The sequence below is a fragment of the Providencia sp. PROV268 genome, assembly GCF_028477805.1.
GTDB lineage: Bacteria > Pseudomonadota > Gammaproteobacteria > Enterobacterales > Enterobacteriaceae > Providencia > Providencia stuartii.
On the sequence record NZ_JAMPLW010000051.1, the window covers coordinates 1 to 4,434 of the forward strand.

A 4,434-nucleotide genomic window follows, 5' to 3' on the forward strand; every position below is an offset into this window, starting at 1 on the left:
TTAGATTGTCCCTCTAAGACACGGAATCGGTGGCTACACCACATCAACCAAGCAGTTAAAATTTATTTGCTTGCTTTTTACAGGAGACAAATCAGGGAGATAATTGAGAACATAAGGGAAGTGGTGCTGATAGGCAGATTCGAACTGCCGACCTCACCCTTACCAAGGGTGTGCTCTACCAACTGAGCTATATCAGCACATCTTGGAGCGGGCAGCGGGAATCGAACCCGCATCATCAGCTTGGAAGGCTGAGGTAATAGCCATTATACGATGCCCGCAATGAACTCGGCTACCTGAGTTATCAGCTGCTAAATGTAACCTGAATAAACTTTTTTGAAAAGTTCTTCAGGAGATGGTGGTGGGAGAAGGATTCGAACCTTCGAAGTCTGTGACGGCAGATTTACAGTCTGCTCCCTTTGGCCGCTTGGGTATCCCACCTATCCAAATTGTTAATTGGTGCCGGCACCAAGAGTCGAACTCGGGACCTACTGATTACAAGTCAGTTGCTCTACCAACTGAGCTATGCCGGCATCAAGTGCTGCGCATTCTAGGAAGAGTGAGCGCGACTTGCAACAAAAAATTTTAATTTTTTGTTCGCTTGCTCACATTTTATGCACTTTTTGCGATTTTGCTGCTTTTTTCGCTATATTCAGCTTAAAACATCTACAGCAGAACACCACTATAATCCATTATTATTTAATCAGTAAAGAGCCCTTGCATCATTAAAAAGTGACTTAGGCCATTTTCTAGAGCAAAAAATGATGTTCTGTATCTTCGTTCCCTCTTTCTAACCGCTGCTTTTTTCAGCAACTCGTTCTATTTTTACAGCCTTCGTCAAAAAAAATTCACATAAAACATAAAAAGTTCTACGCCTACTATCTTTCACTCGCTATGATGCAACTTAATTTTACGGATACGGGTGTTTAGGCAACCTGTCCAACCTGCATAGAATAGGCAGATGTTGGTTTATGAAACAGACAGAGAATTTTATTACTACGCCATACTTAGAGTTTGATAGGGAACATTGGGCAACATTACGTGATTCAGTCCCTTTGACATTAACGTCTAGCGAATTGATAGAGTTGAAAGGTATTAATGAAGAACTCTCGATGGAAGATGTTATTGAAATCTACCTACCATTATCTCGTTTACTCAATTTTTATATTAGCTCCAATTTGCGCCGTCAGGCTGTATTAGAGCAGTTCTTAGGAACAAATGGAGCAAAGGTTCCCTATATTATTGGGATTGCAGGCAGTGTTGCTGTAGGCAAGAGCACAACGGCTCGTCTATTACAGGCCTTATTAACACGTTGGCCTGAGCATAGAAAAGTTGATTTAATCACGACAGATGGTTTTTTGTATCCTAATCAGGTACTCAAAGATCGAAATATCATGAAGAAAAAGGGTTTTCCTCAGTCTTACGATATGCGAAGACTCGTGAATTTCGTGTCGCAGATAAAATCAGGGGCGCGTAACGTTGTTGCACCGGTCTACTCACATCTTACTTATGATATTGTGCCTGACCAACAACAGGTTATTGATCAGCCTGATATCCTAATTCTAGAAGGCTTAAACGTGCTACAGAGTGATATGGACTATCCACATGACCCACATCATGTGTTTGTCTCAGACTTTGTTGATTTCTCTATCTACGTGGATGCAGACCCTGAATTATTAAAGCAGTGGTATATTGGTCGGTTCCTAAAGTTCCGCCAAGGGGCATTTTCCGATCCTGATTCCTACTTCCACAATTATTCTAAATTAAGCGAAGAAGAAGCCGTTAAAATTGCAGGCTCTATTTGGGATGAAATTAATGGTTTAAACCTAAAAGAAAATATTTTACCCACGAAAGAACGTGCAAGTTTAATAATGACCAAAGGCGAAAACCATTCTATCCAGAATGTTAGGCTTAGAAAATAAACACTATATGCCGGTATAGCTTACCGGCATCATTTTATTATTTTTCGTTAGATCTTAGTGATATTTCTCCACCGATATAAGGAATAATTTCACCATTATCCTGTTGTAATAAAAGAGCACCTTGTTGATTTATTCCTTTTTCCACACCGGTGATAATTTTATCACCAATCAACAACTTAACCTTCCTTCCCAAGAAGTTATCTAATTCAAACCAACGCTCCAAAAAGGGAACTAATCCTTCCTTCTCAAATAAAACTAATGCTTTTTTCAGTGCATTAATAATATCAGCAGACAATTTATTTCTTTCTATATTTTCTACTTCATCAATTAATGAGGCCCACTCCTGATTAATTGTACCCTCTTTATCTACATTCTTTTTTTCCATACCAATATTAATTCCAATACCAATAATGATATGTGCGGCATCACCTGTTTTTCCTGTTAATTCCACAAGTATACCTGCTAGTTTTTTATCATTAAGATAAAGATCATTAGGCCATTTTACTTTTACTTTACCCCTGCTTAGTTTATTTAAGGTTTCAGCAATTATGATCCCCACAACTAAACTTAGTCCGACTGCAGCTGCCGGCCCTTGATCAAGCTTCCAGTACATCGATAGATATAGATTACAACCAAATGGTGAAATCCATTGCCGCCCGCGTCGACCTCTCCCCGCACTTTGGTACTCCGCCAGACATGTATCGCCTGATTTTAAGCTCGAAATTCTTTCAAGCATATACTGATTTGTTGAATCAATGACAGGCTCCACAATCACATCACTGCCCTGAATATATTGCTTAATTAACTCACCATTGAGCAAATTAAGCGTATGGGGCAATTTATAGCCTTTACCTGCGATAGTTTGCACTTCAATGCCCCATGAACGCAGTGTTTTAATATGTTTATTAATCCCTGCTCGTGTCATCCCTAATGTATCGCCTAGCTGTTGGCCTGAGTGGATTTGAGCATCAGATAAGATCTCTATCAATTGTAGCGGTGTACTGGTTTCTTTCATAAAATGCAGTCCATAGGGTTAATTTCGCCATGTTTACCAATAAACCTCACTTCTGGCTCAAGCATGATACCAAAATGCTTATGCACGGTTTGGCTGACATATTTAGCTAAGTCAACAATATCACGCCCTGTCGCATGGCATTTATTAATGAGGACTAAAGCCTGCCGTGTATGTACAGCAGCGCCACCTAATTCATAGCCTTTCAACCCACATTGGTCTATCAACCAGCCCGCAGCAACCTTTATTGAGCCATCTTCTTGGGCATACTGTGGGCAAGTTGGAAAACGTTGTTTTATTTGATGCGCTTTATCTGCTGTAATAATTGGGTTTTTAAAGAAGCTTCCCACATTGCCCGTCACGGCGGGATCAGGTAATTTTGCTTTCCGTGTCTGGCATACGGCATCAAACACTTGCTGTGGAGTCACTGTTTCGGCATCTAAGAGTGCTAAATCCCCATAGGTGAGTTTAGGTAACCATTGTTTAGCAAACTTCAAACCAACCCCAATAATCACATGAGAATGCTGATAATCATGCTTAAAGATACTATCACGGTAGCCAAAATGGCAGGCCTCAGCCTCTATCCTTTCTGTCTTACCAGTTTGGAGGTTCAGAGTATCGACATACTCACATAAATCCTTCAGCTCAACACCATAAGCACCTATGTTTTGAATTGGTGCAGAACCTACACAGCCAGGTATCAAGGCTAAATTTTCAGCACCATAGATACCTTTACCCATTAAATATTCAATAAATTGATGCCAGTTCTCACCTGCCGCAGAATACACATGCCAATATTCTGGGGTCTCTGTGATAGTAATACCTCTAATACGATTGAGAATTACCGCACCATCAAAGTCTTCAATAAATAACACATTACTTCCCCCTCCAAGGATCAAAACAGGTAACTGCTGTTTTTGCGCATTAAGCCATTGCTGATAAATCTCTTCTGCTGATCCAGCAATACAAACTGACTTTGCTTGTGCTTCAATACCGAGAGTATTAAAGGGTTTTAATTCAAGGGATGGGTTCATTGCAGCCTTCAATAGATAACCAATAAAGATGAGCTAAGTCTATCAGGCTGACCCGCGAGAATCATTAAATAATGAGATGCCTCTCATGACATTAGGAGTATTAGGTTGAAATGGCAATGTGTCTGGAACAAGAAAAAAGAAGATACAGAATAATTTGAATGGGGCTAAATAGCAAAAAGCCACCCTAAGGTGGCTTTTCTATGTTTAAAACCTAGCAGTTCCCTACTCTCACATGGGGAAGCCCCACACTACCATCGGCGCTACGGCGTTTCACTACTGAGTTCGGCATGGGGTCAGGTGGGACCACCGCGCTATTGCCGCTAGGTAAATTCTTTTTTAATACTGATAAATTCATGGTGCTGATACCCAGATTCGAACTGGGGACCTCACCCTTACCAAGGGTGTGCTCTACCAACTGAGCCATATCAGCAATATGGTGCGGTCAGTCAGTACTGACAAAACCTTTAAA

Annotated in this window: 3 protein-coding genes, 5 tRNA genes and 1 rRNA gene; 1 reads left to right on the plus strand and 8 read right to left on the minus strand. The window is 40.6% G+C overall.

Annotated elements, in window-relative coordinates; genetic code table 11:
- Positions 1-121 precede the first annotated feature (121 nt).
- The 4 genes from PR699_RS19450 to PR699_RS19465 form a co-directional block, all read right to left on the minus strand.
- A tRNA-Thr gene (locus PR699_RS19450) sits at positions 122-197 on the minus strand.
- Between the two features lie 6 nt (positions 198-203).
- Positions 204-278, minus strand: a tRNA-Gly gene (locus tag PR699_RS19455).
- Between the two features lie 75 nt (positions 279-353).
- A tRNA-Tyr gene (locus PR699_RS19460) sits at positions 354-438 on the minus strand.
- 16 nt (positions 439-454) lie between these two features.
- Positions 455-530, minus strand: a tRNA-Thr gene (locus PR699_RS19465).
- Between the two features lie 438 nt (positions 531-968).
- Here PR699_RS19465 and coaA point away from each other — a divergent pair.
- Positions 969-1,919, plus strand: a complete 951-nt coding sequence (coaA, locus tag PR699_RS19470) for a type I pantothenate kinase (RefSeq protein ID WP_004924900.1) — start codon at positions 969-971, stop codon at positions 1,917-1,919.
- Between the two features lie 37 nt (positions 1,920-1,956).
- On the opposite strand, the gene birA is transcribed toward coaA, so the two are convergent.
- From birA to PR699_RS19490, 4 genes are all read right to left on the minus strand, one after another.
- Positions 1,957-2,934, minus strand: coding sequence for a bifunctional biotin--[acetyl-CoA-carboxylase] ligase/biotin operon repressor BirA (gene birA, locus PR699_RS19475; protein WP_004923065.1), 978 nt, complete (start codon positions 2,932-2,934; stop codon positions 1,957-1,959).
- Positions 2,931-3,965, minus strand: coding sequence for a UDP-N-acetylmuramate dehydrogenase (gene murB / locus PR699_RS19480; RefSeq protein WP_014657268.1), 1,035 nt, complete (start codon positions 3,963-3,965; stop codon positions 2,931-2,933). The genes birA and murB overlap by 4 nt, the downstream gene beginning before the upstream one ends.
- A 209-nt stretch (positions 3,966-4,174) precedes the next feature.
- Positions 4,175-4,290, minus strand: a 5S ribosomal RNA gene (rrf, locus tag PR699_RS19485).
- A 29-nt stretch (positions 4,291-4,319) separates the two neighbouring features.
- Positions 4,320-4,395, minus strand: a tRNA-Thr gene (locus PR699_RS19490).
- Between the last annotated feature and the right edge of the window lie 39 nt (positions 4,396-4,434).